The organism is Burkholderia sp. USMB20 (assembly GCF_000949135.2).
In the GTDB taxonomy this organism is placed as follows: domain Bacteria; phylum Pseudomonadota; class Gammaproteobacteria; order Burkholderiales; family Burkholderiaceae; genus Burkholderia.
In genome coordinates this window covers 1-24654 of the sequence record NZ_JTAN02000010.1, presented here as the reverse complement: position 1 = coordinate 24654, position 24654 = coordinate 1, and the positions used below count along the sequence as shown (strand labels likewise).

Here is a 24654-nt window from a genome sequence, read left to right as displayed (position 1 = left end):
CGCGGCTTCGCACGCGCCCCGTGACATTTCATTCAGACGCGTTGCACGCGGTCACCCATCGTCGCCAGCCGCGCCATCACGCGCCGGCTCATCTCGGCAAGCGGCGCGACCTCGTCCGCGCCGCCGAGCGCGATCGCCTCGCGCGGCATCCCGAACACGATGCAGCTCGCCTCGTCCTGCGCGAACGTGTGGGCGCCCGCGCGCTTCATGTCCAGCAGGCCGGCCGCGCCGTCGCGGCCCATCCCCGTGAGGATCACGCCGATCGCGTTCTTGCCCGCGTGCTGCGCCGCCGAGCGGAACAGCACGTCGACCGACGGCCGGTGGCGGTTCACCGGCGGCTCGTCGGACAGCTGCGCGATGTAGTTCGCGCCGCTGCGCGCGAGCAGCAGGTGCGCATGGCCCGGCGCGATGTACGCATGGCCCGGCAGCACGCGCTCGCCGTGCTCGGCTTCCTTCACCGCGATCCGGCACAGGCCGTTCAGCCGCTGCGCGAACGACTTCGTGAAGCCGGGCGGCATGTGCTGCGCGATCAGCACCGCCGGCGCATCCGGCGGCAGCGGCGTCAGCACCTCGCGGATCGCCTCGGTGCCGCCCGTCGACGCGCCGATGATGATCAGCTTCTCGGTACTGACGAGCGGGTTGTTGATCATCGGCGCGGCCGGCTGGCCGCTCGCGGTGCGCGCGGCGGCCGCCTGCGGCTGCGGTGCCTGGCGCACGCGGGCGCGCGACGCCGCGCGGATCTTGTCCGCGAGTTTTTCCGCGTAGTCGAGCATGCCGTCGCGGATTCCGACGCGCGGCTTCGTGACGAAATCCACCGCGCCGAGTTCGAGCGCGCGCAGCGTGATCTCGGAGCCGCGCTCGGTCAGCGACGACACCATCACGACCGGCATCGGCCGCAGGCGCATCAGCTTCTCGAGGAAGTCGAGGCCGTCCATGCGCGGCATTTCGACGTCCAGCGTCAGGACGTCCGGGTTGTGCTGCTTGATGAGTTCGCGCGCGACGAGCGGATCGGGCGCGGTCGCGCATACCGTCATGTCGGGCTGGCTGTTGATGATCTCCGTCATCAGGCTGCGGATCAGCGCCGAATCGTCGACGCACAACACTTTGATCTTCTGCACTGCGGTCATGCCTCCTGCTTTCTCGAATGGTTGGCCGCGTACGGGCTGCCGGCGTTCGGGCTGCCGGCCTTCGCGTTCCCCGGCTGCGCGCCCGCGCCGCCGCGTGCGCCGAACAGCTCGATGCGCGGGCGCGCCGGCGGCGGCGCGGCCGGGCGCTTCGCCGCGAACAGCTCGACGTGCGCGCGCGTCCGGGCGGCGTGCACGCGGTCGGCCTCGCGCGCCAGCGCGGCTTCGCGCTCGGTCACGCCCGGCACCTGCAGCCGCAGCTTCTTCACCATCGCGCGCCCGCTGCGCGGCATGAACGCGACCTTGCGCGGGTGCACGCCCTGCAGGTCCTCGGCGGTGATGCGGATGCGCTCGAGCGCGAGATAGCGGCGCACGAAATCCGCGTTGCGGTCGCCGATGTTGATGGTCGTCATCCCCGCCAGCACGGCCGCACCGCCGAACACCTTCGCCTCGAGGCGCTCGCGGCGCCCGCCGGCCTTGATCAGTTCGTTGATCAGCACTTCCATCGCGTAGGCGCCGTAGCGCATCGACTCCGATGCGGCCGCGCCGGCGTCGGCGCCGTCGTCGGGCAGCATGAAGTGATTCATCCCGCCGATGCCCGCGATCGGGTCGTGCAGGCACGCGGCGACGCACGAGCCGAGCACGGTCATCAGCACCATGTCCTCGGACGTCGTGTAGAACTCGTTCGGCAGCAGCTTCACGCCGGGGCGTTCGAAGTGGTTGTCGAAGTAACGATTGGTGGCGATCGGCAGCGCGCTCATCCGCGTTCTCCGTAAGCGGGCGCGGCGCCCGCGGCACGCGCATGGGCGCGCGGCGGCACCGCCGCGGCCGGCGCCGCGCCGCGCGGGCGCAGGCCCGGCGCGGCATCGTGCCCCAAGGGCACTTCCTTCGGGGCGCGCGTCAGCTCGTACACCGTCTGCCCGCGCAGCCGGAACGCCTGCGAGACGTAGGTGAAATTCTCCGAATGCCCGGCGAACAGCAGCCCGCCCGGTTTCACGAGCGGCTCGAAGCGCGACAGCACCTGCCCCTGCGTCGGCTTGTCGAAATAGATCATCACGTTGCGGCAGAAGATCGCGTCGAACGGCTTCGCGATCCCGTAGTCGGCATCGGTCAGGTTCAGCTGCTCGAAGCGGATCATCGCGCGCAGCTCCGGGCGCACCTTCACGCGGCCGGCCTGCGCGCCGGTGCCCTTCAGGAAGAAGCGCTTGAGCCGCTCCGGGCTCAGGTGCTTGACCTGGTCGTACGTATAGATGCCGGCCTCGGCCTTCGCGAGCACCTGCGTGTCGAGGTCGGTCGCGAGGATCGATGCGCCGCGCGCGGCCGATTCGCCGAGCGCCTCGATCAGCGTGATCGCGATCGAATAGGGCTCCTCGCCGGTCGACGCCGCCGAGCACCACACCGACACGGGCGCCGTGCACCCCTTCACGAAGTCGGCCAGGATCGGGAAATGGTGCGACTCGCGGAAGAACGCGGTCAGGTTCGTCGTCAGCGCGTTGGTGAACGCCTCCCACTCGAGCGGATCGTCCTCCTGCTCGAGCAGGTCGAGGTAGTCGCGGAACGTGTCGAGGCCGCGGGCGCGCAGCCGGCGCGCGAGCCGGCTGTACGCCATGTCGCGCTTGTGCTCGGACAGCGAGATGCCCGCGCGTTGATGAATCAGCGCGCGGATGCGTGCGAAATCCGCGCCGGTGAACGCGAAGTCGCGCCCCGGCTCGCCCGCGCGGGGCGAGGCATCCGGTGCATCGAATCGAAACGGTGCGCGCGCGGACGGCATGGCTTAGAAGGTCTCCCAGTCGTCATCGGACGTGCCGGCCGCGGCCAGCGCCGGCTTCTCGCCGCTCAGCGCCGGACGCACCAGCGCGGGCTTGTCGGCCGGCTTGTGCGCCGGTTGCGGCGCCGCCTTCGCGAACGCGGCCGTAGCCGCCGCGGCCGGCGCTTCCTTCGCCGCGCGTGCGGCGGCGTCGGGGCGCGCTTCGTTTCGTGGCTCGGGCGTGCCGATGCATGTGACCGCATGCGACGCGGGCGCAGGCGACGCGCGGCGCCCCGGCTGAGCGGCCGTCTGCGGTGCCGGCAATGCGGCCGGCGCGGTTCATGGCGGCGTTCCGACGGCGACGCCAGCGCCGCGCCGCTGCGTGCGCGGCCGGGGCGTGCGGCGCGCGCGCCGGCGCGAGCGCGATGCGCCCGCGACGCGCCACGCCGACACGACCCCTTCATCTGGCGCGTCTGCTCCTCGAGCGACGCGGCGGCGGCCGCGGCCTGCTCGACGAGCGCCGCGTTCTCTGCGTGACGGAATCCATCTGGCCGACCGCGCGATTGACCTGCTCGATGCCGGTCGACTGCTCGTCCGACGCGGCGCTGATCTCGCCCATGATGTCGGTCACGCGGCGCACGGCCTGCACGATCTCGTCCATCGTCGAGCCGGCCCGCGCGACGAGCGCCGACCCGCTGTCGACCTTCTCGGCCGAATCGCCGATCAGCTGCTTGATTTCCTTCGCGGCGCTCGCGCTGCGCTGCGCGAGCGAGCGCACTTCGCCCGCGACCACCGCGAAGCCGCGGCCCTGCTCGCCCGCGCGCGCGGCTTCGACCGCCGCGTTCAGCGCGAGGATGTTGGTCTGGAAGGCGATGCCTTCGATCGTGCCGATGATGTCGACGACCTTGCCCGAGCTGGCCGCGATGTCCTGCATCGTCGACACGACCTGGCCGACCACCTCGCCGCCCTGCGTCGCGATGTCGGACGCGTTCACCGCGAGCTGGCTCGCCTGCCGCGCGTTCTCCGCGTTCTGCCGCACGGTGCCGGTGAGCTGCTCCATGCTCGATGCGGTTTCCTGCAGCGACGCGGCCTGCTCCTCGGTGCGCTGCGACAGGTCGGTGTTGCCGGTCGAGATCTCGCGCGCGCCGACGTCGATCGATTCGGTGCCGCGATGCACGGCCTGCACCATCGCCGTCACGGCGTCCTGCATCCGCTTGATGCCGCCGAACAGGCGGCCGATCTCATTGTTGCTGAACACGTTCACCGGCTGCGTGAGGTCGCCGCCGGCGATCCGCTCGAAGTGCGCGATCGCGTCCTCGAGCGGCTTCACGATCAGCCCGCGCAGCACGAAGCGGATCGCGATCACGACGACGAACGCGATCGCGATGCCGGCCGCGATCAGGCCGATCATCAGCGAGATCTGCGACTGCGTCGTGGTCTGGCGTTCCTCCGCGCGCTTCTGCAGCGACGCGACCACGGCCGATGCCGCCTGGTCGTACGCGACGAACATCGGGCTGATCTTCGTGTCGGCGACCGCGTGATACGCGGCCATGTCGCCCGCGCGCGCCGCCGCGAATTCCGGCTCGACGCCTTCCTTCACGATCGTCGCGTAGCGTGCGGAGAGCTCGTCGACGAGCGCCTGCTCGATGCCGAGCTTCGGCGTGGCCTGGAACGCCTGCCAGTTCTGGTTCGACTTCGCGTACAGCTCCTGCGCGCGGTCGAGCACCTTGCCCGCGTCGGCCGTGTTGCCGGCTTCGGTCAGCGAGCGGAAGCGGTCGAGCGACACGCGCGCGCGCAGCAGGTACGACGACGTGTCGTCGAGCGTGTGGATCGCCGGCAGGTCGACATGCGCAATCTCGTCGAGCGAGCGGCTCGCGTGATTCAGCGCGTACAGGCCGAGCCCGCCGACGGCTGCGGCCAGCGCCACGAGGATGAGTCCGACCGCCGTGAGCGTCGTGCGGATCGACCAGTTATGCAACATTGCAGATTCTCCCGAAATTGCTGCGCGCGCGGCGCGCTTACCCGCCGAGCGTCTCGATCAGCGCCATTTCCCGGCTCGACATCAGCTTCTCGATGTCCATCAGGATCAGCATCCGGCCGTCGACCGTGCCGAGGCCCGTGAGGTACTCGGTCGTCAGCGTCGCGCCGAATTCCGGCGCCGGCATGATCTGGTCGGTCTGCAGCGTCAGCACGTCCGACACGCCGTCGACCACCATCCCGACCACGCGGTTCGACACGTTCAGGATGATCACCACCGTCTGGTGGTCGTACTCGACGCGGCCGAGATGGAACTTGATCCGCATGTCGACGATCGGCACGATGATCCCGCGCAGGTTGATCACGCCCTTGATGAAGTCCGGCGCGTTCGCGATGCGCGTGACGCTGTCGTAGCCGCGGATTTCCTGCACCTTCAGGATGTCGATCCCGTACTCCTCGTCGCCGAGCGTGAAGACGAGGAATTCCTGGCCCGTCGCATCGCCCTGCTCCGCATCGCGGCGGCTGGTTGCCGCGTTCGCCGCGGCCGGATTGATCATTTGGACTTCAGCGGACACGTTTGCCCCCAATCGGTTGAATGGCGAGAGTCAGAAAATGGCGAGCTCGGCGCCGGCTCGGGCGCCGTGCGTCGCACGGGTTTCGCGGTTCAGCGCCGCGACGTCGACGATCAGCGCGACACTGCCGTCGCCGAGAATGGTCGCCGCAGAGATGCCGTGCACCTTGCGGTAATTGGTTTCGAGGTTCTTCACGACCACCTGCTGCTGGCCGACCAGCTCGTCGATCAGCATCGCGAAGCGGCGCCCCTCGGTTTCCATGATCGTGACGATGCCCTGGGTCGGATCGGTGCGCGCGTCCTCGACCGAGAACACCTCGTGCAGCGCGACGAGCGGCAGGTATTCGCCGCGCACGCGCACCACGCGCTCGCCGTTGCCGACCGTGTAGATGTCGTCGTTCGACGGCTGCAGCGACTCCATCACGAAATTCAGCGGCAGGATGAAGATCTCGCTGCCGACCTTCACCGACATCCCGTCGAGGATCGCCAGCGTGAGCGGCAGCACGATCCGCGTGGTCGTGCCGCGACCGGCCTGCGACGTGATCTCGACATGGCCGCCCATCGACTGGATGTTGCGCTTCACGACGTCCATCCCGACGCCGCGGCCCGACACGTCGGTCACGGTCTCGGCGGTCGAGAAGCCCGGCGCGAAGATCAGCTGCCAGACTTCGTCGTCGCTGATGTTTTCGGAAATCTGCATGCCCTGCTTCGCGGCCTTCGCGAGGATCCGCTCGCGGTTCAGGCCCGCGCCGTCGTCGCTGACCTCGATCACGATGTTGCCGCCGTGATGCGCGGCCGACAGCACGAGCTGGCCGACGCCGTCCTTGCCGGCGGCGACGCGCTTGTCGACCGTCTCGATCCCGTGGTCGAGGCTGTTGCGCACAAGGTGCGTGAGCGGGTCGATGATCCGCTCGATCAGGCTCTTGTCCAGCTCGGTCGCCTGGCCGAACGTGACCAGCTCGACCTGCTTGCCGAGCTTGCCGGCGAGGTCGCGCACGAGCCGCGGGAAGCGGCTGAACACGTAGTCCATCGGCATCATGCGGATCGACATCACCGCTTCCTGCAGGTCGCGCGCGTTGCGCTCGAGCTGCGCCATCCCGTTGAACAGGCGGTCGTGCAGCGCCGGATCGAACGCGCTCGCGGTTTCCGCGAGCATCGCCTGCGTGATCACGAGCTCGCCGACCAGGTTGATCAGCTGGTCGACCTTCTCGACGCCGACGCGGATCGAGCTGCCTTCGGCGCCCGATGCGGCGGCGGCCGGGCGCGGACGCTTGTCGTCGTGGTGCGCGGCAGCCTGGGCAGCCTGCGCGGCGGGTTCTGGTGCGGTTGCGATGCCTGTTGCGGCGCGGTTGCGTGGCGGCGCTCGCTGCGCCTGTAGTGCGGCGGCGGCCGGGCGGCACCGGTCTTTCGCGAAGACTGACCCGCGCGGCGGCTCCGGCGCGGGCCGGTTCGGCGGCGGGCCGGCGTGGCGGAAGGCGCGCCGGTGCGGCCGGGCGCGGTGCCGCGGCATGCGGATCTGGCTGTCGTCGATCACGAAGCACACACGGCGGACTATGTCGTCGGACGGCACGTCCGATTCGAGCCACAGCGTCAGGTCGGCGCCCGCTTCCTCGCGGCGACGATCGCCGGATTGCCGAGCTCCTCGGTGAGCAGCGCCTGGTCCTTCGCGTCGACGCCGAGGAGCGTGATCTTCAGGTGCGGGCCGTCCGTGCCGGCAGCCGCCGCCGGATGCGCGGCCGCGACCGCCTGTTCGACCACGTGATCGGGCGCGCGGTCGCTGGCGGAGGTAGCGGCGGCCGGTGCCGGTGCCGGTGCAGTCTCCACGGCAGGCGCGGCAGGTGCGACGTCCGCGGGCGCGCCCGCGCCGCTCTCGGCCTTCAGGCGTTCGAGCTTCGCGCAGATCGTCGCGGCAGCCGCCGCGTCCGGTTCCGCGCTCGCGCGATAGTCGACCAGCTGGTCGGACAGCACGTCCTTGGTCTCGAGGAACGCGTCGACCATTTCCTTGGTCAGCGTCAGCTCATGGTTGCGCGCGCGGTCGAGCAGCGACTCGAGGATGTGGGTCGTCTCGGTCAGCGCGGAAAAGCCGAACGTCGCCGCGCCGCCCTTGATCGAATGCGCGGCGCGGAAGATCGCGGCCAGGTCCTCGGGGTCCGGCGAGCCGACGTCGAGGTTCAACAGCAGTTGCTCCATCTGCGCGAGCAACTCGTCCGCTTCGTCGAAAAAGGTCTGGTAGAACTGCGTGATGTCGAGAGTCATGCCCGGTCACCGGTTGGATTCGTCGCGTTCATGTCAGGAGGCGGTCTGCTCGGACAGCGTCGCGACCAGGTCGATCAGCACGGCCGGATCGATCGGCTTTTCGATCCAGCCGGTCGCACCCGCGTCGCGCGCGGCGTCCTTGAACGCATCGCTGCCTTCGGTCGTCAGCACGAGGATCGGCGTGTCCGCATACGCCGTCAGCTTGCGCAGCGCGGCGATCACCTCGAGGCCGTTCCTGCGCGGCATGTTCTGGTCGGTCAGCACCAGGTCGTACGGCACGGTGGCCGCCATGTCGAAGCCGGCTTCGCCGTCCGGCGCCACCGTCACGTCGTAGCCGGCCTGCGCAAGCGTCGCCTGCAGCAGCGCACGCATGGTCGCGGAGTCGTCGATGGCGAGAATGGTTCGGATCATGTCGGGCTCCGCAGGACCGCTCCAGGGTGGCTGACCGCCCCCTCGGGGGGCAGCGAACGAAATGAGCGTGAAGGTTGTTTCATACGCGTCTCGAAATCTTGGAAACGTCAGGGTTTCGGCACCACGGCGACGGCGCTCGCGAGCACCGGTCGCGCGGCCGGCGCCGTGCCGTCGAGCTGCTGGGCCAGTTGCTTCGAGCCCGCGGCGTCGGCCGACAGCGTCGTGGTCGTCGTGTCGTCGCGCATCAGCGCGTCTTCGGATTTGCGGTTCAGCACGATCACGCTGATCCGGCGGTTTTCCGGATCGAGCGGATCGGCCTTGTTCAGGTTCTGCGTCGACGCGAGGCCGAGCACGCGCAGCACCTTCGACTCGTCCATGCCGCCCGCGATCAGCTCGCGGCGCGACGCGTTCGCGCGATCGGCCGACAGTTCCCAGTTGCTGTAGCCGCCCTCGCCGCCCGCGTACGGCACCGCGTCGGTGTGGCCCTGGACGATGATCCGGTTCGGCACGTCGTTCAGCGTCTTGCCGATCTCGCGCAGGATGTCGCGCATGTACGGCTCGACGTGGTCGCTCGACATCGCGAACATCGGCCGCTTCTGCGAATCGACGATCTCGATGCGCAGCCCCATCAGCGTCGAATCGATGCGGATCTGCTGCTTGAACTGGCGCAGCGTCGGATTCGCCTCGATCGCCGCCATCAGCTTGATCTGCAGGTCGTGCAGGCGCGCCTGCTCGAGCCGGTCCTGTGCGCCCTGCGCCTGCGAGCGCGTCCTGTCGTCGCCGGCCTTCGCGACGCGATCGGCGAGCGACGTCGTGCCGTCGGTACGGCGCAGCGTGCCGGCATCGAGGCTCGACAGGTCGCGGCCGCCGCCGTTGATGATGCTCGAGTCCTGCGAGCTGCGATCGCCGCTGCCGAACAGCGCGGCCTTCAGCGGTGTGTTGAAGTACTCGGCGATCCCCTTCAGCTGCACCGGCGTGACCGAGCTCAGCAGCCACATCAGCAGGAAGAACGCCATCATCGCGGTCATGAAGTCCGCATACGCGAGCTTCCAGGCGCCGCCGTGGTGGCCCTTCTTCTGCGGGGCCACCCGTTTGACGACGATCGCGCGATCCTTGCTCTTGCTCATCGAATGCTCCGCGTCACTTCGCCTTCACGCGGCGCACATGCTCTTCGAGCTCGGTAAACGACGGCCGCTCGGTCGAGAACAGCACCTTGCGGCCGAACTCCACCGCGATCGCCGGCGCATAGCCGTTCAGGCTCGCGAGGATCGTCACCTTGATGCACTGGAACATCTTGGTCGACTCGGCGACGCGCTGCTCCGCGAGGCTCGCGAGCGGCCCGATCAGCCCGTACGACAGCAGGATCCCGAGGAACGTGCCGACCAGCGCCTGCGCGATCATCGCGCCGAGCACCGCGGGCGGCTTGTCGGCCGACGCCATCGTGTGCACGACGCCCATCACCGCCGCGACGATCCCGAACGCCGGCATCGCGTCGCCGACGCGCATCAGCGCGTGCGCGGGGCCTTCGCCTTCCGCGTGGTGCGTCTCGATTTCCTCGTCCATCAGGCTCTCGATCTCGAACGCGTTCATGTTGCCGCCCACCATCAGGCGCAGGTAGTCCGTCAGGAATTCGACGATGTGGCGATCCGCGAGGATCTTCGGGTATTGCGTGAAGATCGGGCTCTTGTCCGGATCGTCGATGTCGGCCTCGAGCGTCAGCGTGCCTTCCTTGCGGGCCTTCGCGAGCAGCACGTACAGGAGCGCCATCAGTTCCATGTAGACGTCCTTGGTGTACTTCGAGCCCTTGAAGAGCGTCGGCAGCACGCGCAGCGTCGCCTTGATGGTCTTCATGCCGTTGCCGAGGATGAACGCGCCGACGCCCGCGCCGGTGATCATCAGGATCTCGAGCGGCTGGACCAATGCGCCCAGATGCCCGCCTGCCAGCGCGTAACCGCCGAAGACGGACAACAGCGTCACGAGTGTTCCCACGATAATCAGCACTGCCTGTCCCTCACGAAAGACCGGCGGGGAGACCGCCGTTAATCAGGTTTACGGCAGTCGGCAGGAAAACTTTGGCGGTCGCGCCGCGACCGCGCGGCGGTGTTTACCAGCAGGCCCCGGCCGGTTCGCGCGGCGCGCGGCAGGCGTGCGGAAGGCGTGCAGCTCCCGCCCGGCCCCGCCCGGCGGCGCTCAGGCCGCGGCGGCGGTCAGCCCGGCGCGCGCGGCGGCCGCCTTGCGGGTCTTGCCCGCGCGCGACGGCGGCTGGCACAGGCCGCACACGAAACCTTGATGCGGATCATGCGCATGCGCGACGAAATGGCCGCCGCAGCGCGTGCACGGCGTCATCTGCAGCATCCCCGAGTCGAAGAAGCGCACCAGCGTCCACGCGCGCGTGAGGCTCAGCGCGGCCTCGTCGCCGGACAGGTTCACGTGCTCCAGATAGAGCCGGTACGCCTTCACGATCGACTGGATCGGCTCGCAGCGGCCGTGGTCCTGCATGAACCGGTAGATGTTGTAGAACAGCGACGAGTGGATGTTCGGTTGCCACGTCATGAACCAGTCGGTCGAGAACGGCAGCATCCCCTTCGGCGGCGACGCGCCCTTCAGTTCCTTGTACAGCTTGATCAGGCGGTCGCGCGACAGGCTCGTCTCCGCCTCCAGCAGCTGCAGCCTGGCGCCCAGTTCGATCAGTTCGATGGCGAGGGTGATTTCCTTCACCTCGATCACGACGCTTTTGCTTGCCATGGTGAATAACCGTCCGCTGACGTTGTTCGGATGAATCGCCAATACGCCGCCCGCCGACGCGGCGCGCCGGCACGAACGCAAGGCGGGGAGGGATCAGCGGACGCTTTCGACCGGCTGGCCGGCCATCAGGATCGCGGAATGCGCATGCGTGACGACGTCGCTGCGGCCTTTGTCGGCGAGCGACGACAGCAGCGCGTGATCGTCGAAGCGGAAACGGCACAGTATCTGGTTCGACGCGGCGAGCTTCACGGTCTGGGCGAGCGTGAGGTTCGCGAGCACGTCGGCCAGTTCCTGGGAAACTCCCATGCGGAACATGCCCATCGCCTTGTCTTCCCGCAGCAGGCGCTGCGCGAGGAGGAGGTACGACAGGTTGACCTCTTTGATCTCACTGAGCATTTCGCTGGTGGCGCTCATGATTCCCCCGTTAAGAGCTTTTGCTTTGGCCTTTCATTGTGAAAACGTTTGCTCGATCGGGCGCCTGCTGACGCGCTGCCGGCACGTTTATAGTCTTACAGGGCGAATTCTGGCCAAACGGCATTTATGCCGGTATCAGCGAAGTGGCGCACGCCACGCAGGAATTGTCTGTAAACCGTGTAGGAATTTTTCCGACAAGGCGAATTGAAAGGGAACGAACGGCGGGGGCGAATGGGGCGCGAATGCGTCGGCGATGCGGTCCGCATGGGACGAATCCGGCTGAAGGCCATCCGGCAAGGCTGCCGGAAGTTGAATCGGTAAAAATTATAGTGGTTTTTCATGATAGCGCAACAATTGTGGTGGCTATCTCGTTTTATGTTTTCGCACCCTTTTTATCGGGGTTTTCTCGTATTTCATGGTGTAACAAGCCTTAAGTGTTTGAAAAAACACTCGAACCCCTGAAGGCGATATCGATAATGGACTCAAATGGGCGGCGGCGGGAGCCGCGCCGGCCCGCCCCGCAGCTTGCCGCCCGGCGTCCCGCGCACCCCGCCACGGACCCGGCCACGCACCGCAGACAGCGTGCGTCGGCGAGTTCCGCAACCCTGCAGCGGACCAGCATGCGCGCTCGAGCGCTTTGCGCTGGTCGACACCGGAGAACGTCCATGCGTATTGCCCAGATCGCGCCGCTTTACGAAGCTGTCCCGCCGAAACTCTATGGCGGCACCGAGCGTGTCGTGTCCTACCTCACCGAGGCGCTCGTCGAGCTGGGGCACGACGTGACGCTGTTCGCGAGCGGCGACTCCGTCACGTCCGCCCGTCTCGAGGCGGCATGGCCGCGCGCACTGCGGCTCGACCCGTCGATCCGCGACTCGATGGCGCCCCATATGCGCCTGATCGAGCAGGTCGCCCGTGTCGCGCACGAATTCGACGTGCTGCACTTCCACCTCGACTACCTGCCATTCCCGCTGATGTCGCGCCTCGACACGCCGTACGTGACGACGCTGCACGGCCGCCTCGACCTGCCGGAGCTGCAACCGGTGTTCGACGCGTTCCCGGACGCGCCGGTCGTGTCGATCTCGAACAACCAGCGCAAGCCGCTGCCGCAAGCCGCCTGGGCCGGCACCGTGTATCACGGGCTGCCCGACACGCTGCTCACGCCGCAACCGGACGTGAAGCCCGAATATCTCGCGTTCCTCGGCCGGATCTGCCCCGAAAAGCGGGTCGACACCGCGATCCGGATCGCCGCGCAAAGCGGGCTGCCGCTGAAGATCGCCGCGAAGGTCGACAAGGCCGACGCCGACTACTTCAAGGAAGTGATCGAGCCGCTGCTCGGCGAAGCGCATGTCGAATTCATCGGCGAGATCAACGAGGCGCAGAAGCCGGCGTTCCTGTCCGGCGCCAAGGCGCTGCTGTTCCCGATCGACTGGCCGGAACCGTTCGGCCTGGTGATGATCGAGGCGATGGCCTGCGGCACGCCGGTCGTCGCGTTCAACCGCGGCTCGGTGCCGGAGGTGATCGAGGACGGCGTGACCGGCTTCATCGTCGAGGACGTCCAGGGCGCGGTCGGTGCACTGCACCGGATCGACAGCCTGTCGCGCGACGCGATCCGCGCGCGCTTCGATACGCGCTTCAGCTCGAAAGCGATGGCACGGCGCTATGTCGAAACTTACGAATCGCTTTGCGCGACGGCAAAGCGGCCGACCTTGCGTCGCGTCGCGAGCGCGTGACGGCGAAATTCGTCAGAAATATTCGGTGAAATTCGCGCCGAAATCGGCGCGTAAAACCCAAAGGCGCCAAAGAGCCGCAGTCGATGCGGCTCTTTCTTTTTGCGCGCTCATTCGATCAGGAAACGATCGCGGTTTTTCCCGACGATCCAATTCGGCGGCTTGCCGCGCCCGCTCCAGGTTGCACCCGACTTCGGGTCGCGGTATTTCGGGGGGAGCGGTGCCTTTTTCGGCGGACGGCCGCGCCGCGCTCGCTCCGCGAAGCCCAGATCCTGGGCCGTCAGGCCATATTCGGCAATCATTCGCTGGACGTCGGCGATCACCGCCGCCACTTCCTGGCGACGCACGTCATCCGCCTGGGCCTGCAGATCGGCGATCTGCGCCTTGAGTTTCGCGTATTGAGACATTTTTCGGCTCCCTTTTCCATGATGCGGCGCCGGCAGTTCCGGCCGGAACGCCAACACCCGTTACGTCATCCGCACTGCCGCCCTGCCCTTCAAAATTAATGCTGCCATCTTTAACCGAATCGGCTATATCGAGAATGCGGACTTATTCTAATAAAAGCCATTCGTCAGCCATTCGAATTTAACAATCGTTGACCCTCACCCAGCCGATTCATTTCCTATAATCCAGACCAATTCGGGGTGACGGAATAAATCATCCGGTCATCCGTTTGTCTTCAACCCACTTGAACGGGATCCTTACATGAATCTTTCTCAGCGTCTGGCTGCAGAGGTATTCGGCACGTTCTGGCTGGTGCTCGGCGGGTGCGGAAGCGCCGTGCTGGCCGCAGCCTTTCCGGGCCTCGGCATCGGCTTCGCCGGCGTCGCGCTCGCCTTCGGCCTGACCGTGCTGACGATGGCATTCGCGATTGGCCATATTTCGGGTTGCCACCTGAATCCGGCCGTCAGCGTGGGCCTGACGGTCGCCGGCCGCTTCCCGGCACGCGATCTCGCGCCGTATATCGTTGCGCAGGTCGTCGGCGCGACGCTCGGTGCGTTCGTGCTGTACCTGATCGCGACCGGCAAGCCGGGCTTCGACGTCGTCGGCAGCGGCTTTGCGACGAACGGCTTCGGCGAGCGCTCGCCCGGCCACTACTCGCTCGGCGCGGCGTTCATCTGCGAAGTCGTGATGACGGGCTTCTTCCTGTTCGTGATTCTCGGCGCCACCGACAAGCGCGCGCCGGCCGGCTTTGCGCCGATCGCGATCGGCCTGTGCCTGACGTTGATCCACCTGATCTCGATCCCGGTCACCAACACGTCGGTGAACCCGGCCCGCTCGACCGGCCCCGCGCTGTTCGTGGGCGGCGAGGCGATCGGCCAGCTGTGGCTGTTCTGGGTCGCGCCGATCATCGGCGCGGCAATTGCGGGGATCGTCTACCCGCTGATCGCGGGGCGCGACGATGCCGTCGGCCTCGTGCCCGCATCCGCTCGCACCAGCGAATAAAACACTACGGGGTCACGCGAGCAGAGCAGCGAGCCTCACGCTGTCGAACAACATCGAGGCAGGTAATTTGAACGGGCGCCGCTGGCGCCCGTTTTTCATGGCCGCTCAGGAAGCAGCGACGCCGTCGAGCGTGCCTTCGAGCGCGAACAGCGTGCGCAGGTGGCGGGCGACGCCCGCATCGAAGTTGTTGCCGATCCGCGGGATGTGCGGCAGTTGCGCGATCAGGTCGGGGTTCGCGTTGTTCATCATGAACGCGTGGCCGGCCGTTTCGAGCAGGTCGATGTCGTTCATGTTGTCGCCGAATGCGATGCAGTGGCCGGCGTCGACGCCGAGTCGCGCGAGCACCGTACGCAGCGCGCGGCCCTTCGACACGTTGGCGGTCATCACTTCGAGACAGTCGGGCAGCGAGTACGTGACGTACAGCGCATCGCCGAACCGCACGCGCATCTGCTCTGCAACCACCGCCAGATCGGCCGGCTCGCCGATGTACAGCACCTTCGCGATGTCGGCGCCGTCGTGCGCGGTCATGTCGATCACGTCGTACCGGAAGCCCGAATCCTGGTGGAATTCGAGCAGGTGCGGCGCGTCGCGGTCGATCAGCCAGCCGCGGTCGGTGAACAGGTTGACGATCACGCGCCCGTGCGCACCGGTCACGCCCGGCTGCACGAGGCCGCGGACGATCGCGGGATCGATGTCCTGCGCATGGATCGCCGTGTCGTCCGGCGCATGCACACGCGCGCCGTTCGACGTGATCAGGTACGGCCGGATGCCCAGCACGTCGCGGATGCCGGCGACGTCCGCGTAGTGACGCCCCGTCGCGATCACGAACTGCAGGCCGTCGCGGTCGAGCCGGCGGACGGTCTCGATCGTGTACGGATCGAGCTGGTGGTCGCTGTTCAGCAGGGTGCCGTCGAGATCAGTGGCGATGACTTTGTACATGGGGATGGGGGAGTGGCACGCAGGACGCTGCGGAGCCGTCATTTTAACGTCGTGCCCGGCCGGGCGCCGGGCGGTTGGGGGAACGGGCGCGACGCCCTGTTCTCCCCGCTCCGACCGGCTCGACCGTTCACCCTGCTTCAGCCGCCCTCAACGCGTGCAGCGCGAGCCGCAACGCGCCGTGCGCGGAATCGTCGAGCGGCGCGCGCAGCCGCGCCGCATGGCGTGCCGGCACGGCCGGTGCCAGCGCGTCGGCCAGCCCGCCGCACAACGCGACCGGCAGCGCCTGCTGCGGATCGAGCGCGTCGATCATCTTGCCGATCTCGTCGCCGGCCTGCGCGATCAGCGCCGCCGCATAAGAATGGTCGCGGTGCGCGAAGACGATCGGCGCGAGGCGCGCGTAGATCGTCTGGTTCGCATCGCACGACCACTGGACGAGCGCGTCGCGATCGTGCGCGCCCGTTTCCGCGAGCAGCGCGCCGGCAAACGCGTCGCGCGGCACGCGGCCGTCGAGCGCCTGCTGCGCGTACGCGAGCGCGCGCATGCCGAGCCACGCGCCGCTCGCCTCATCGCCGGACGGAAAGCCGAAGCCGCCCGCGATGCGGCAGTCGCCCGCCGCGTCGAGCGCCGCCGCGATGCTGCCCGTACCGAGCGCGACGATGAGCCCCGGCGCACCGCCGTGCGCGCCGACGACGGTCGTATAAGCGTCGCTCTCGATCGCGAGCGCGTCGAGCGGCGCCTGCGCGCGAAACGCGGCGAGCCACGCGGCATTGTTGACGCCCGCGAGCCCGCAGCCGAGCGCGCACTGCGACCAGTCGAACGCGAGCCCCGCCCGCGTGAATGCGTCGGCACAGGCCGCGCCGATCGATGCCCACGCGCGCTCGATGCCGAGGCCGAGCCCCGACGGGCCGCCGCGCCCCTGCGCGAGTTCGCGCCCGTGCCGGTCGGCGAGTACCGCGCGGGTGCCCGTGCCGCCGCCGTCGATGCCGATCGCAAAAAGGAATGCCGTCATGCGTTGATCCTGCTGATTCGAACAGGCGCCAAGCTTAACCGGATCGGAGCCGCGCGCCCATCTGCCGTTCGGCCAGCTATACCGTGAATGGGCCTTCCGCTATGCTGGCACGATCGAATCGACACTGGAACGAGGCCGGCGATGTCGCAGCGGTGCAACTGGGTAAAGACGGAAGCGGATGCTCACTATCACGATACCGAGTGGGGCGTGCCGTCGCGTGACGATCGCCATCTGTTCGAAATGCTGATTCTGGAAGGCGCGCAGGCGGGGCTGTCGTGGTCGACGATCCTGAACAAGCGCGCCGGCTATCGCGAGGCTTTCGCCGACTTCGATGTCGACGCGGTCGCGCGCTTCACGCCGAAGCGCATCGAGAAGCTGCTCGAGAACCCCGGCATCGTCCGCAATCGCGCGAAGGTGGAATCCGCGGTCACCAATGCACGGGCCGTGCAGCGCATTCGCGAGGATCACGGATCGCTCGCGCAATTCCTGTGGTCGTTCGTCGACCACACGCCGGTCCAGAACGCGTGGCAGTCGTATCGTGACGCGCCCGCGTCGACTGCCCAGTCGGATGCGCTCAGCAAGGCGCTGAAGGAGTACGGCTGCAAGTTCGTCGGCTCGACGATCTGCTATGCGCTGATGCAGGCAACCGGGATGGTCAACGACCACGAGACCAGTTGCCCGTGTCACGCCCAATGCGCGGCGCTCGGCGGCAAGCAGCAGCCGGCACGGCGCCGCAAGGCGGGTTGACGGCGACGAAGCTCACGGGCTGGTCGGCTTGCCGCACCGGCACGTCAGCACGCGCCGCCAGGTGATCCGCGCAAGGCGAGCCCGAATGCGGCGCCGATTTCCAGGTGAACACGTCGGCGGCTTTGCCTGTTGGCCGCCGGTGGAACCGCCGTGCGGCCGTACCGCCATGCCGCCATGCCGCCGTCTGACAGTCGATCGGCCACTTTTCCGCCACGATCCGCAACCTTTTCCGGCCCCGAAAAGCAAAACGGCGGAGCGGCTTCTTTCGAAGCACGCTCCGCCGTTTCGCGGCGAACCGTAGACGCTCTTAGTGGAGCTTCTTCGGCAGCATCTGGCTGCGCAGGCGCTTGTGCAGGCGCTTGACGGCTGCTGCCTTCTTGCGCTTGCGGACTGCGGTCGGCTTTTCGTAGGACTGGCGTTCGCGCAGTTCAGCGATCAGGCCATTTTTTTCGATAGCACGGCGAAAGCGGCGAATCGCCACTTCGAACGGCTCGTTTTCCTTCAGAAGAATCGTCGTCATGTCGTTCCTAAATTGCTTAAACGGTCAAAAACGTAGCGGCCAAGCGCCACGCACCGGCCATCCGGGCGTCCCCACAACAGGCGAAACGAGCGGAAATACGGCCTCGGAGGCCGGAAAAGAGAGGCACAAAGCACCGCGGGTACGCTTCACAAGCCGCGTGCAGCGCCGCGTTTGACTGCCAGCAGGAATGCCGAGACGGCATAGGCGTGACAGAAAATCTCAATTCAGCCCGCCATCATACCAGTTAAACGCAGCTTCGCCTACAGGTTTACCGCTTTTCCGTTGCAATTCAGCACGAGCCGCTCGCCATGTCCGATCGGCGAAGGCCAGGCGCGCCCTCCCATGCGGGCCGACCTCACTGCCCGACGAAGCGCATTGCCGCGCCACGATGCGCCGCACCCCACCGAGGCGACACGCACGAGACACATGCGCGGCATCGCGCCGCAAGAATAGTGTTCGATGCGGCCCTAAAGTTTCCCCGAATCAGCGCCGACAACCAGGAAAGGCGGGCAGCGCGGGACACGGAAAGCGCGACGCCGAACCCCGAATCCAGTCAATCAAACGGCGTTTTCCAAACGAGGATCCAAATGCTGAACATCAACACCAACATCTATTCGCAGACCGCTCAAACGAACCTCTCGTCGACGCAGAACGCGCTGTCGCAAGCGATCAACCGCCTGTCGTCGGGCAAGCGCATCAACTCCGCGGCAGATGATGCGGCAGGCCTCGCGATCTCGACGACGATGCAAGCGTCGATCAACGCATACACGCAGGGTGTGTCGAACGCGAACAACGCCGTGTCGATGGCTCAGACCGCATCGAGCGGCCTGTCGGCAATCACCGCCAACCTGCAGCGTATCCGCCAGCTCGCTGTTCAGGCATCCGATTCGTCGATCGGCACCGCTGCTGCAAGCAACCTCGACACCGAAGTGCAAGCGCGTATCACCGAAATCGGCCGTATCGCGAGCCAAACGACGTTCAACGGCATCAACCTGCTCGACGGCAGCGCGAACGCCACAGGCACGCCGCTGACCTTCCAGATCGGCGAAAAGTCCGGCCAGCAACTGTCGCTTGACCTGAGCGGCAAGTACGACACGACGACGCTCGCCCTGACCGGCAGCGTGACGAACGTCACCAACGCGCAAGCGATGATGAACACGATCGACACCGCGCTCGGCACCGTCAACACCGCGCAAGCTCAGCTCGGTTCCGACATCAACATCTATCAGGCAGCGATCTCGCAGACCACGGCGCAATCGACGAACCTGAACGCAGCAAGCGCGCAGATCACCGACGCGAACTTCGCGCAGGAGACCGCCAACCTGTCGAAGGCACAGGTGCTGCAGCAAGCCGGCATTTCGGTCCTCGCACAAGCGAACTCGATGCCGCAGCAAGTGCTGAAGCTCCTGGGCTAAGCAAACCGGACGGCGCGCGCCGCGGGATCGCGAACGACGCGGCGGCGCCATCGGAACGGGAACGCCCTTCCTCCCAATGCTTATCCGATCACGTCGGGTAAGCATTTTGCTTTTCGTGCTTCGCGCATTACGTCGCGCCCTGCCCGACCGTTGCGCAGGACTAATCTCATCGAATGGAGTCCTACATGTCGACGACTACCACCACATCGGCGAACAGCGCACTGGCGGCAGCCGCCCAATCGATCATCAGCGGTGTGACGAATTCGAACACGGACGTCTCGTCGCTCGTGTCCGCACTGGTCGCAGCGAAGACGGCCGCACAAACGACCCAGAACACCAATCGGCAAACGCTCGACAACACGACGCTGTCCGCGATCGGTTCGCTCAAGTCGTCGCTTTCGTCGCTGCAAAGCGCACTGTCCGGCCTTACGGACGGCTCGGCGCTGTCAAAATTCACGGCATCCGCGAGCGGCAGCGGCCTCACGGCCACGACGTCGACGGGGGCGGTCGCGGGCAGCTATTCGGTCGCAGTGACGCAGGTAGCGACGGCGCAAAAGCTCTCGTCGATCACGGGAATTCCATCGACGAACCAGGTCGGCACCGGCAACCTGACGATCCAGCTCGGCAGCGGCACGCCGATGACCGTCGCGATCAAGTCCGGCACCAACACGCTCGCCGACATCGCAAATGCGATCAACACGGGAAGCGGCAATCCGGGCGTGACCGCCACGGTCGTCACCGGCACGGACGGCTCGCACCTCGTGCTGACGTCCAACGTCACGGGCGCGGCGAACACCATCAAGGTGTCGACCAATTCGACGGACGGGCTGGCTGCGCTGGCAACCGTCGATAACACGGGTGCAGCGACAAACAATTACAACGAGACGATCCCCGCGCAGGACGCGCAGCTTTCGATCGACGGCACCAGCGTGGTTAGCGCGAGCAACACCATCACGGGCGCGATTACGGGCGTGACGATCAACCTGTCTGCTTCGTCGGCCAAGACGACCCAAACGCTCTCGGTCTCGCCGGACAACACCTCCGCCACCAATACGATCAACGCGTTCGTCTCCGCATACAACTCGTTCGTCAGCACCGCATCGTCGCTGTCGAGCTTCAATTCGAGCGCAGCCGCCGGTAGCCAGGGGGGCCCGCTCATCGGCGACTCGATGCTGAATTCGATCGTCAACACGCTGGCCACCAAGGTGGCCCAGGGCGTAACGAGCGGCGGCAGCACGATCAGCCTGAGCGCGATCGGCCTCAATCTTCAGCCGGACGGCACGCTCAGCGTCGACAGCGCGGCCCTGTCGTCGGCGCTGGCGAACAATCCGTCATCCGTGGCGACCGCGTTCAACGCGACCAACGGCGTAGGCGCGACGCTCAACAGCAACATCACGACATTCCTGCAGACGGGCGGCATCATCGACACGCGCGTCACGGCGTTGAACCAGGATCTCGCCGCTGCGAAAACGCAGGCCACGGCGCTGCAGGCATACGCCAGCCAGCTCACCGATCAGTACAATACGCAATTCACCGCGCTCAATACGCTGATGGCAAAGATGCAAAACAATTCGCAGTACCTGACGCAACTGTTCGGCGGCACCAACAGCGCGGGCGCGCTGGCCACGAACAAGGCATAGCGGCAGGCGTTGCCGCGGCCGGATCAACATGGGAGAGAACATGACGACGGACCCGATCACTCTGCTGGAGCGCGTGTGGTCGCTCACGCAGGCAATCGAACATGCGGCATCGATGGCCGACTGGCCGGGCGCGGCGAGCCTCGTCGAACAGCGCTCGCCGCTGCTGATGTCCCTGGCCGCCCCGCAATCGCCCGACGCGCTGGCGATCCTGAAGCGCATCGAGGCGATCGACGCGGCCGTGATGGCGGACGCACAAACGACACAACGGGAGCTGCAGGCCGAGTTCAAGACGGCTATCGGCCGCACGGAAGCAGCGCTGCAATATCAGCGGATCGCGGGTTTCTGAACGAACGCCCCGGTGCCCGCCGCGCCTGATGATCTCGCGTCATCGCCCGGCGGGAATCGCTCGCCGGGCGAGCGGATTCCACTCATTACCGGTTCATCGTGTTTACCGTCATCATCGCCACCCACGACCGGCCACTGCTGCTGCGCCGGACGTTGCAGTCCCTGATCGACCAGACGTGGCAGGACTTCACCGTCATCGTCGTCTCCGATAGCGCGACATACATGCCGCCATTCGAGGAGCTTTCCGCATTGCAGGGGCGCTACGTCCACGTGATCCGCAGCGGCGCGCCCGGGCCGGCCGAAAGCCGCAACATCGGACTCTCGCTCGCCAAATCGCGCTACGTCATGTTCCTCGACGACGACGACACGCTTGAGCCGACGCACCTCGACGCGCTGGCCCGAAGCATCGGCGCCGACGAGCCGGAAATCGTGTTTTGCGATTTCAAGGTGTGTTACGAGAATCGCACGACGCATCCGCCACGCACGACTTCGATCGACACGGTGCGCATCGGCGATGTCGACGCAGACAGCGTCTACGTGCTGAATCGCGTGCCGAACAGCTGCATCGCGTATCGCGACGACGTCGTCGCGCGCGTCCGATATGCGACCGATCTCGAGATTTACGAAGACTGGGACTTCCTGCTCGCGTGTCTTTCCGGACGCGCAATGGTTCATGTCCCGCTCAGCTCCGTCGTCATTCACAAGAGCCCGGCCGGCGCGCAGGAGAACATGCGACGCGGCAATACACGCGACGACCTGATCGCCTCGACGATGCTCGCGCTTTACCAGCGGCATCCAGCCCCCAATACGGACGTCCGCCTGAACCGCCAACGGCTGATGGCCTCGGCGGGAATCGTGCTGGATCTCGACCGCTTCTGACCTGCGGCGCGATCCGGCGGCCGGCCTGCCCGGGGAGGCGGCCGACCGGCGCGCCGATCAGTCCAGCGCGCCGACGAGACGCGAAAAATGCGCCTCGAGATTGTTGACGAATCGCGGCGTGTCGAACAATACGCCATCCCTGCGCTCGGCGTTCAGCACCTTTCGCAGGCGCTCGCACTCATCCGGCGCACTGGCGAGCGCCACCGCCTTCTCCTCGTATGCCTGCAGATCGTAGGTGATCAATTCCTCGATACCCGCGGCGGTCAACATCGCACCCGCCATCCGCGATGCGAAGCTCCTGCCCGAGAGCGTCAGAACCGGCAGCCCCATCCAGAGCGCGTCGTTCGCCGTCGTGCCGGCGTTGAACGGGAAGGAATCGATGAACAGATCCGCGACCGCAAACCGGGCAAGATAATTCTCCGGCGAGACGCGGGACGCAAAGACGAGGCGACCGCCGTCGATGCCGTGCCTGGCCGCTTCCTTGCGCAGGTTGGCCTCGGCCCATGGATTGTCGGCAAGCAACCAGAGCACGCTTGCCGGCACCCGCTGCAGGATCCGCATCCAGGCGCCGAACACCTCGGGCGTGAACTTGTAATTGTTGTTGAACGAACAAAAGACGAAGCCGTCTTCCGGCAGGCCGCAGCTTGCGCGCGACGGCGCCGGCGCACTGACCCGCTTGCGATCGCTGACCTGGTAGATGTCCGGCATGTACAGCGGCTTCTCCGAGTAGAAGTGCGCGTACGCTTCCGGAATCAGGAACCGGTCGGCGATCACATAATCGATGTACGGCAGGCCGGTCGTGGCCGGCAAGCCCAGATATGTGATCTGGATGGGCGCCGGCCGATAGGCAAGCAAGTCCGTGCGTGCGCCGAGCGTCTGCCCGTGCAGGTCAACGACGATGTCGATCTCGTGTTCACGGATCAGCCGAGCGGCGGCCTCGTCGCTCATCGCGTCGATGCGATGGAAATGATCCATCGACTGGATAATCCGCTTGCGCAGCGCGGAGCCGTCGTCGCGCGACCAGCAATAGCCGTACACCTCGAAACGCCGCCGGTCGTGCAGTTCGAACAGCTCGGCCGTGAGCATCGAAACGGGATGCAGGCAGAAATCCGACGAAAGATACGCGATCCTGATCTTCTCGTGACCGTATGCCTTGTTGCCGGACAACGCGGGCACGTCGACGTTGATCTTGGTGTCGACGTAATGCCGGGCCGCCGACAATTGCTCCGCCGGATCGTCCGACTGGCTGATCATCGCCAGCGCGGAAGTCGACTGTCGCATGAGGTCCGGATCGACGCCCTCGACGGGCGCAAACACGGGCCACTCGCACTGCTTGCCGCGCAGGAACACCCAGTGGTGCAGCACGTCCGGCTGGTTCGGTTCCATCCGCAAACTTTCCGTCAGGCACGCCAGCGCATCGGCGTAACGCCGCTGGTTTTCATGGACGCGCCCGAGGTTGTTGAGCGCGGACAGCCGCAGCGGCCGTTGCTCGGGATGATCAGCCGACGCGTGCTCCACGACCCACGTCCATTCCGCGATCGCCGTGTCGAGCTCGTTGATGCGCTCGCACATGACACCCAGATTGAAATGCGGATGAATGAAATCGGGCGCGAGCTCGATGGCCGTGTAGTGTGCCTTTTTCGCGGCCTCGATGTCATTGGCGTTGAAAAGCGCGACGCCAAGGTTGAAGTACACGAAATGATTGAACGGCGCGACGTTGCGCTCGAGCCAGGTCCGGTAAAGGACCGCCGCCAGCTCGAACTGCCGGTTCGCTTCGAGCGCGCCCGCGCGCTCGAAGAGACCCGTCATGTCGATCTTGCCGTGCCACGCGAGCAGAAGATCGGCAGCAAAATTTTCTTCAGACGAAACCATGACTTCACTCATACGCAATACCGTAAAGTACGGCAGTCCGCCGGACGGCTGCCTGTCAGCCGCCGCGCGGGCACGACGGCGCGCCGCCTCCTCGCCTGCCCGTGACGCGCGGCTGCCGCCACGTCACGCGTGGCCGGCAGTTTAACCTGCCAGTACTCACGCCTTGCCCGATGCCGGCGAGGCGGGATGGCGCCGGGAACCCCGGCGCCATGCAACGCGACTGATCAGAAGTGGAGCTGCTGGATCTGATCGGTCGTCATTGCCCCCACCTGCGCCGACGTCAGCGCATGCACCTGGGTCGTCGTGAACGCAGCCACCTGATCGGTCGTCAGGTTATGCACCTGAGCCGTCGTCAGCGCAATCACCTGGCTCGTCTTCAACGCCACGATCGACGCCGTGGACAGCGCCGCGGTCTGCGTCGTCGTCAGCGCCGCGAGATCAGCCGTCGTCAGTGCCGCCACCTGCCCCGTCGTCAGCGCCTTGACCTGATCGGTCGACAGGCCGTTCTGCACCTGGTTCGTCGTCAGCGACGCGATCTGCGTGTAGCTCAGCGCTGCCGCCTGAGCCGTCGTCAGGTTCTGCAGCTGGTCCGTGCGCAGTGCCGCGACCTGATTCGTCTTCAGCGCGGCCACGTCAGCCGTCGTCAGCGCGCTCGATTGCGCCGTCGTCAGCGCCACGACGTCGGCCGTCGTCAACGCGGCCGCCTGCGCGGTCGTCAGCGCCTTGACCTGGTCGGTCGTCAGGCCGTTCTGCACCTGATTCGTCGTCAACGCGGCCACTTGCGCGGTCGTCAGCGCGCCGGCCTGCGCCGTGCTCAGGTTGGCGATCTGCGCCGTCGTCAGTGCCGCGACCTGCGTCGGCTTCAGCGCC

The 24654-nt window shown here is 66.6% G+C and carries 23 protein-coding genes and 3 pseudogenes; 7 read left to right on the top strand and 19 right to left on the bottom strand.

Annotated elements, in window-relative coordinates:
• Positions 1 to 32: 32 nt before the first annotated feature.
• The 12 genes and pseudogenes from PL79_RS11240 to flhD form a co-directional block, all read right to left on the bottom strand.
• Complete coding sequence (locus PL79_RS11240) at positions 33 to 1127, bottom strand: protein-glutamate methylesterase/protein-glutamine glutaminase (protein ID WP_044846376.1); 1095 nt, start codon at positions 1125 to 1127, stop codon at positions 33 to 35.
• A complete protein-coding gene (cheD, locus tag PL79_RS11235) occupies positions 1124 to 1885 on the bottom strand; it encodes a chemoreceptor glutamine deamidase CheD (RefSeq protein WP_044846377.1) in 762 nt (253 codons plus the stop codon). The genes PL79_RS11240 and cheD overlap by 4 nt, the downstream gene beginning before the upstream one ends.
• Positions 1882 to 2895, bottom strand: coding sequence for a CheR family methyltransferase (locus tag PL79_RS11230; protein ID WP_135801034.1), 1014 nt, complete (start codon positions 2893 to 2895; stop codon positions 1882 to 1884). Before PL79_RS11230 ends, cheD begins: the two co-directional genes overlap by 4 nt.
• Before the next feature lie 3 nt (positions 2896 to 2898).
• Positions 2899 to 4852, bottom strand: a pseudogene (locus PL79_RS11225) (methyl-accepting chemotaxis protein).
• A gap of 37 nt (positions 4853 to 4889) precedes the next feature.
• Positions 4890 to 5405 carry a chemotaxis protein CheW gene (gene cheW / locus PL79_RS11220; protein ID WP_031397017.1) on the bottom strand — a complete coding sequence of 172 codons (516 nt, stop codon included), beginning with the start codon at positions 5403 to 5405 and terminating at the stop codon, positions 4890 to 4892.
• Between the two features lie 48 nt (positions 5406 to 5453).
• Positions 5454 to 6989: a chemotaxis protein CheW gene (locus tag PL79_RS11215; protein ID WP_442861538.1), complete on the bottom strand. Its 1536-nt coding sequence runs from the start codon at positions 6987 to 6989 to the stop codon at positions 5454 to 5456.
• A 20-nt stretch (positions 6990 to 7009) separates the two neighbouring features.
• The gene (locus PL79_RS37155) at positions 7010 to 7675 is read right to left on the bottom strand and encodes an Hpt domain-containing protein (protein WP_442861537.1); all 666 of its coding nucleotides are present in this window, start codon (positions 7673 to 7675) and stop codon (positions 7010 to 7012) included.
• 33 nt (positions 7676 to 7708) lie between these two features.
• Positions 7709 to 8086 (bottom strand): response regulator, encoded by a 378-nt coding sequence (locus tag PL79_RS11210; RefSeq protein WP_044849175.1) that lies wholly within the window; start codon positions 8084 to 8086, stop codon positions 7709 to 7711.
• 107 nt (positions 8087 to 8193) lie between these two features.
• Positions 8194 to 9213: a flagellar motor protein MotB gene (gene motB, locus PL79_RS11205; protein ID WP_044849176.1), complete on the bottom strand. Its 1020-nt coding sequence runs from the start codon at positions 9211 to 9213 to the stop codon at positions 8194 to 8196.
• A 13-nt stretch (positions 9214 to 9226) separates the two neighbouring features.
• The gene (motA, locus tag PL79_RS11200; protein ID WP_044849177.1) at positions 9227 to 10087 is read right to left on the bottom strand and encodes a flagellar motor stator protein MotA; all 861 of its coding nucleotides are present in this window, start codon (positions 10085 to 10087) and stop codon (positions 9227 to 9229) included.
• A 189-nt stretch (positions 10088 to 10276) separates the two neighbouring features.
• On the bottom strand, positions 10277 to 10831 hold the full coding sequence (flhC, locus tag PL79_RS11195; protein ID WP_044849178.1) for a flagellar transcriptional regulator FlhC: 555 nt from the start codon (positions 10829 to 10831) through the stop codon (positions 10277 to 10279).
• A 93-nt stretch (positions 10832 to 10924) separates the two neighbouring features.
• Positions 10925 to 11245 (bottom strand): flagellar transcriptional regulator FlhD, encoded by a 321-nt coding sequence (flhD, locus tag PL79_RS11190; protein ID WP_006751074.1) that lies wholly within the window; start codon positions 11243 to 11245, stop codon positions 10925 to 10927.
• A gap of 665 nt (positions 11246 to 11910) precedes the next feature.
• On the opposite strand from flhD, the gene PL79_RS11180 reads away from it, so the two are divergent.
• Complete coding sequence (locus tag PL79_RS11180) at positions 11911 to 12975, top strand: glycosyltransferase family 4 protein (RefSeq protein ID WP_044849179.1); 1065 nt, start codon at positions 11911 to 11913, stop codon at positions 12973 to 12975.
• A gap of 107 nt (positions 12976 to 13082) precedes the next feature.
• Here the strand turns inward: PL79_RS11180 and PL79_RS11175 are convergent, their stop codons facing one another.
• On the bottom strand, positions 13083 to 13379 hold the full coding sequence (locus PL79_RS11175) for an H-NS histone family protein (RefSeq protein ID WP_006489320.1): 297 nt from the start codon (positions 13377 to 13379) through the stop codon (positions 13083 to 13085).
• 298 nt (positions 13380 to 13677) lie between these two features.
• Here PL79_RS11175 and aqpZ point away from each other — a divergent pair, with 298 nt between their 5' ends.
• Positions 13678 to 14418: an aquaporin Z gene (gene aqpZ, locus PL79_RS11170; protein WP_044849180.1), complete on the top strand. Its 741-nt coding sequence runs from the start codon at positions 13678 to 13680 to the stop codon at positions 14416 to 14418.
• 105 nt (positions 14419 to 14523) lie between these two features.
• Here the strand turns inward: aqpZ and PL79_RS11165 are convergent, their stop codons facing one another.
• Together PL79_RS11165 and PL79_RS11160 are read right to left on the bottom strand one after the other, a co-directional pair.
• Positions 14524 to 15357: a Cof-type HAD-IIB family hydrolase gene (locus tag PL79_RS11165; RefSeq protein WP_044849181.1), complete on the bottom strand. Its 834-nt coding sequence runs from the start codon at positions 15355 to 15357 to the stop codon at positions 14524 to 14526.
• Between the two features lie 127 nt (positions 15358 to 15484).
• A complete protein-coding gene (locus PL79_RS11160; RefSeq protein WP_044849182.1) occupies positions 15485 to 16366 on the bottom strand; it encodes a BadF/BadG/BcrA/BcrD ATPase family protein in 882 nt (293 codons plus the stop codon).
• A gap of 141 nt (positions 16367 to 16507) precedes the next feature.
• On the opposite strand from PL79_RS11160, the gene PL79_RS11155 reads away from it, so the two are divergent.
• Complete coding sequence (locus PL79_RS11155; RefSeq protein ID WP_044849183.1) at positions 16508 to 17113, top strand: DNA-3-methyladenine glycosylase I; 606 nt, start codon at positions 16508 to 16510, stop codon at positions 17111 to 17113.
• A 307-nt stretch (positions 17114 to 17420) separates the two neighbouring features.
• On the opposite strand, the gene rpsU is transcribed toward PL79_RS11155, so the two are convergent.
• Positions 17421 to 17633 (bottom strand): 30S ribosomal protein S21, encoded by a 213-nt coding sequence (gene rpsU, locus PL79_RS11150; protein WP_006401410.1) that lies wholly within the window; start codon positions 17631 to 17633, stop codon positions 17421 to 17423.
• 587 nt (positions 17634 to 18220) lie between these two features.
• On the opposite strand from rpsU, the gene PL79_RS11145 reads away from it, so the two are divergent.
• The 4 genes from PL79_RS11145 (at position 18221) to PL79_RS11130 (ending at position 21912) form a co-directional block, all read left to right on the top strand.
• Positions 18221 to 19048 (top strand): flagellin N-terminal helical domain-containing protein, encoded by an 828-nt coding sequence (locus tag PL79_RS11145; RefSeq protein ID WP_044849184.1) that lies wholly within the window; start codon positions 18221 to 18223, stop codon positions 19046 to 19048.
• Positions 19049 to 19221: 173 nt separating this feature from the next.
• Complete coding sequence (gene fliD, locus PL79_RS11140; protein ID WP_044849185.1) at positions 19222 to 20688, top strand: flagellar filament capping protein FliD; 1467 nt, start codon at positions 19222 to 19224, stop codon at positions 20686 to 20688.
• Positions 20689 to 20728: 40 nt separating this feature from the next.
• Positions 20729 to 21034, top strand: a complete 306-nt coding sequence (locus tag PL79_RS11135) for a flagellar protein FliT (RefSeq protein ID WP_044849186.1) — start codon at positions 20729 to 20731, stop codon at positions 21032 to 21034.
• Between the two features lie 98 nt (positions 21035 to 21132).
• Positions 21133 to 21912, top strand: a complete 780-nt coding sequence (locus PL79_RS11130; protein WP_044849187.1) for a glycosyltransferase family 2 protein — start codon at positions 21133 to 21135, stop codon at positions 21910 to 21912.
• Positions 21913 to 21969: 57 nt separating this feature from the next.
• Here the strand turns inward: PL79_RS11130 and PL79_RS11125 are convergent, their stop codons facing one another.
• The 3 genes and pseudogenes from PL79_RS11125 to PL79_RS11120 form a co-directional block, all read right to left on the bottom strand.
• The gene (locus PL79_RS11125) at positions 21970 to 23229 is read right to left on the bottom strand and encodes an O-linked N-acetylglucosamine transferase, SPINDLY family protein (RefSeq protein WP_235879261.1); all 1260 of its coding nucleotides are present in this window, start codon (positions 23227 to 23229) and stop codon (positions 21970 to 21972) included.
• Positions 23230 to 23328: 99 nt separating this feature from the next.
• Positions 23329 to 23721, bottom strand: a pseudogene (locus tag PL79_RS36580) (tetratricopeptide repeat protein); the annotation flags it as partial.
• Between the two features lie 287 nt (positions 23722 to 24008).
• A pseudogene (locus PL79_RS11120) lies at positions 24009 to 24654 on the bottom strand (heme utilization protein); the annotation flags it as partial.

Bases quoted from the DNA above. Each gene is read 5' to 3' on its own strand.
- PL79_RS11180 (WP_044849179.1), top strand. From the start codon at position 11,911: ATGCGTATTGCCCAGATCGCGCCGCTTTACGAAGCTGTCCCGCCGAAA.
- PL79_RS37155 (WP_442861537.1), bottom strand. From the start codon at position 7,675: ATGACTCTCGACATCACGCAGTTCTACCAGACCTTTTTCGACGAAGCG.
- aqpZ (WP_044849180.1), top strand. From the start codon at position 13,678: ATGAATCTTTCTCAGCGTCTGGCTGCAGAGGTATTCGGCACGTTCTGG.
- PL79_RS11210 (WP_044849175.1), bottom strand. From the start codon at position 8,086: ATGATCCGAACCATTCTCGCCATCGACGACTCCGCGACCATGCGTGCG.
- fliD (WP_044849185.1), top strand. From the start codon at position 19,222: ATGGAGTCCTACATGTCGACGACTACCACCACATCGGCGAACAGCGCA.
- PL79_RS11155 (WP_044849183.1), top strand. From the start codon at position 16,508: ATGTCGCAGCGGTGCAACTGGGTAAAGACGGAAGCGGATGCTCACTAT.
- motB (WP_044849176.1), bottom strand. From the start codon at position 9,213: ATGAGCAAGAGCAAGGATCGCGCGATCGTCGTCAAACGGGTGGCCCCG.
- PL79_RS11175 (WP_006489320.1), bottom strand. From the start codon at position 13,379: ATGTCTCAATACGCGAAACTCAAGGCGCAGATCGCCGATCTGCAGGCC.
- PL79_RS11145 (WP_044849184.1), top strand. From the start codon at position 18,221: ATGCTGAACATCAACACCAACATCTATTCGCAGACCGCTCAAACGAAC.
- PL79_RS11230 (WP_135801034.1), bottom strand. From the start codon at position 2,895: ATGCCGTCCGCGCGCGCACCGTTTCGATTCGATGCACCGGATGCCTCG.
- flhC (WP_044849178.1), bottom strand. From the start codon at position 10,831: ATGGCAAGCAAAAGCGTCGTGATCGAGGTGAAGGAAATCACCCTCGCC.
- cheD (WP_044846377.1), bottom strand. From the start codon at position 1,885: ATGAGCGCGCTGCCGATCGCCACCAATCGTTACTTCGACAACCACTTC.
- PL79_RS11165 (WP_044849181.1), bottom strand. From the start codon at position 15,357: ATGTACAAAGTCATCGCCACTGATCTCGACGGCACCCTGCTGAACAGC.
- flhD (WP_006751074.1), bottom strand. From the start codon at position 11,245: ATGAGCGCCACCAGCGAAATGCTCAGTGAGATCAAAGAGGTCAACCTG.
- cheW (WP_031397017.1), bottom strand. From the start codon at position 5,405: ATGATCAATCCGGCCGCGGCGAACGCGGCAACCAGCCGCCGCGATGCG.
- PL79_RS11240 (WP_044846376.1), bottom strand. From the start codon at position 1,127: ATGACCGCAGTGCAGAAGATCAAAGTGTTGTGCGTCGACGATTCGGCG.
- PL79_RS11135 (WP_044849186.1), top strand. From the start codon at position 20,729: ATGACGACGGACCCGATCACTCTGCTGGAGCGCGTGTGGTCGCTCACG.
- rpsU (WP_006401410.1), bottom strand. From the start codon at position 17,633: ATGACGACGATTCTTCTGAAGGAAAACGAGCCGTTCGAAGTGGCGATT.
- PL79_RS11160 (WP_044849182.1), bottom strand. From the start codon at position 16,366: ATGACGGCATTCCTTTTTGCGATCGGCATCGACGGCGGCGGCACGGGC.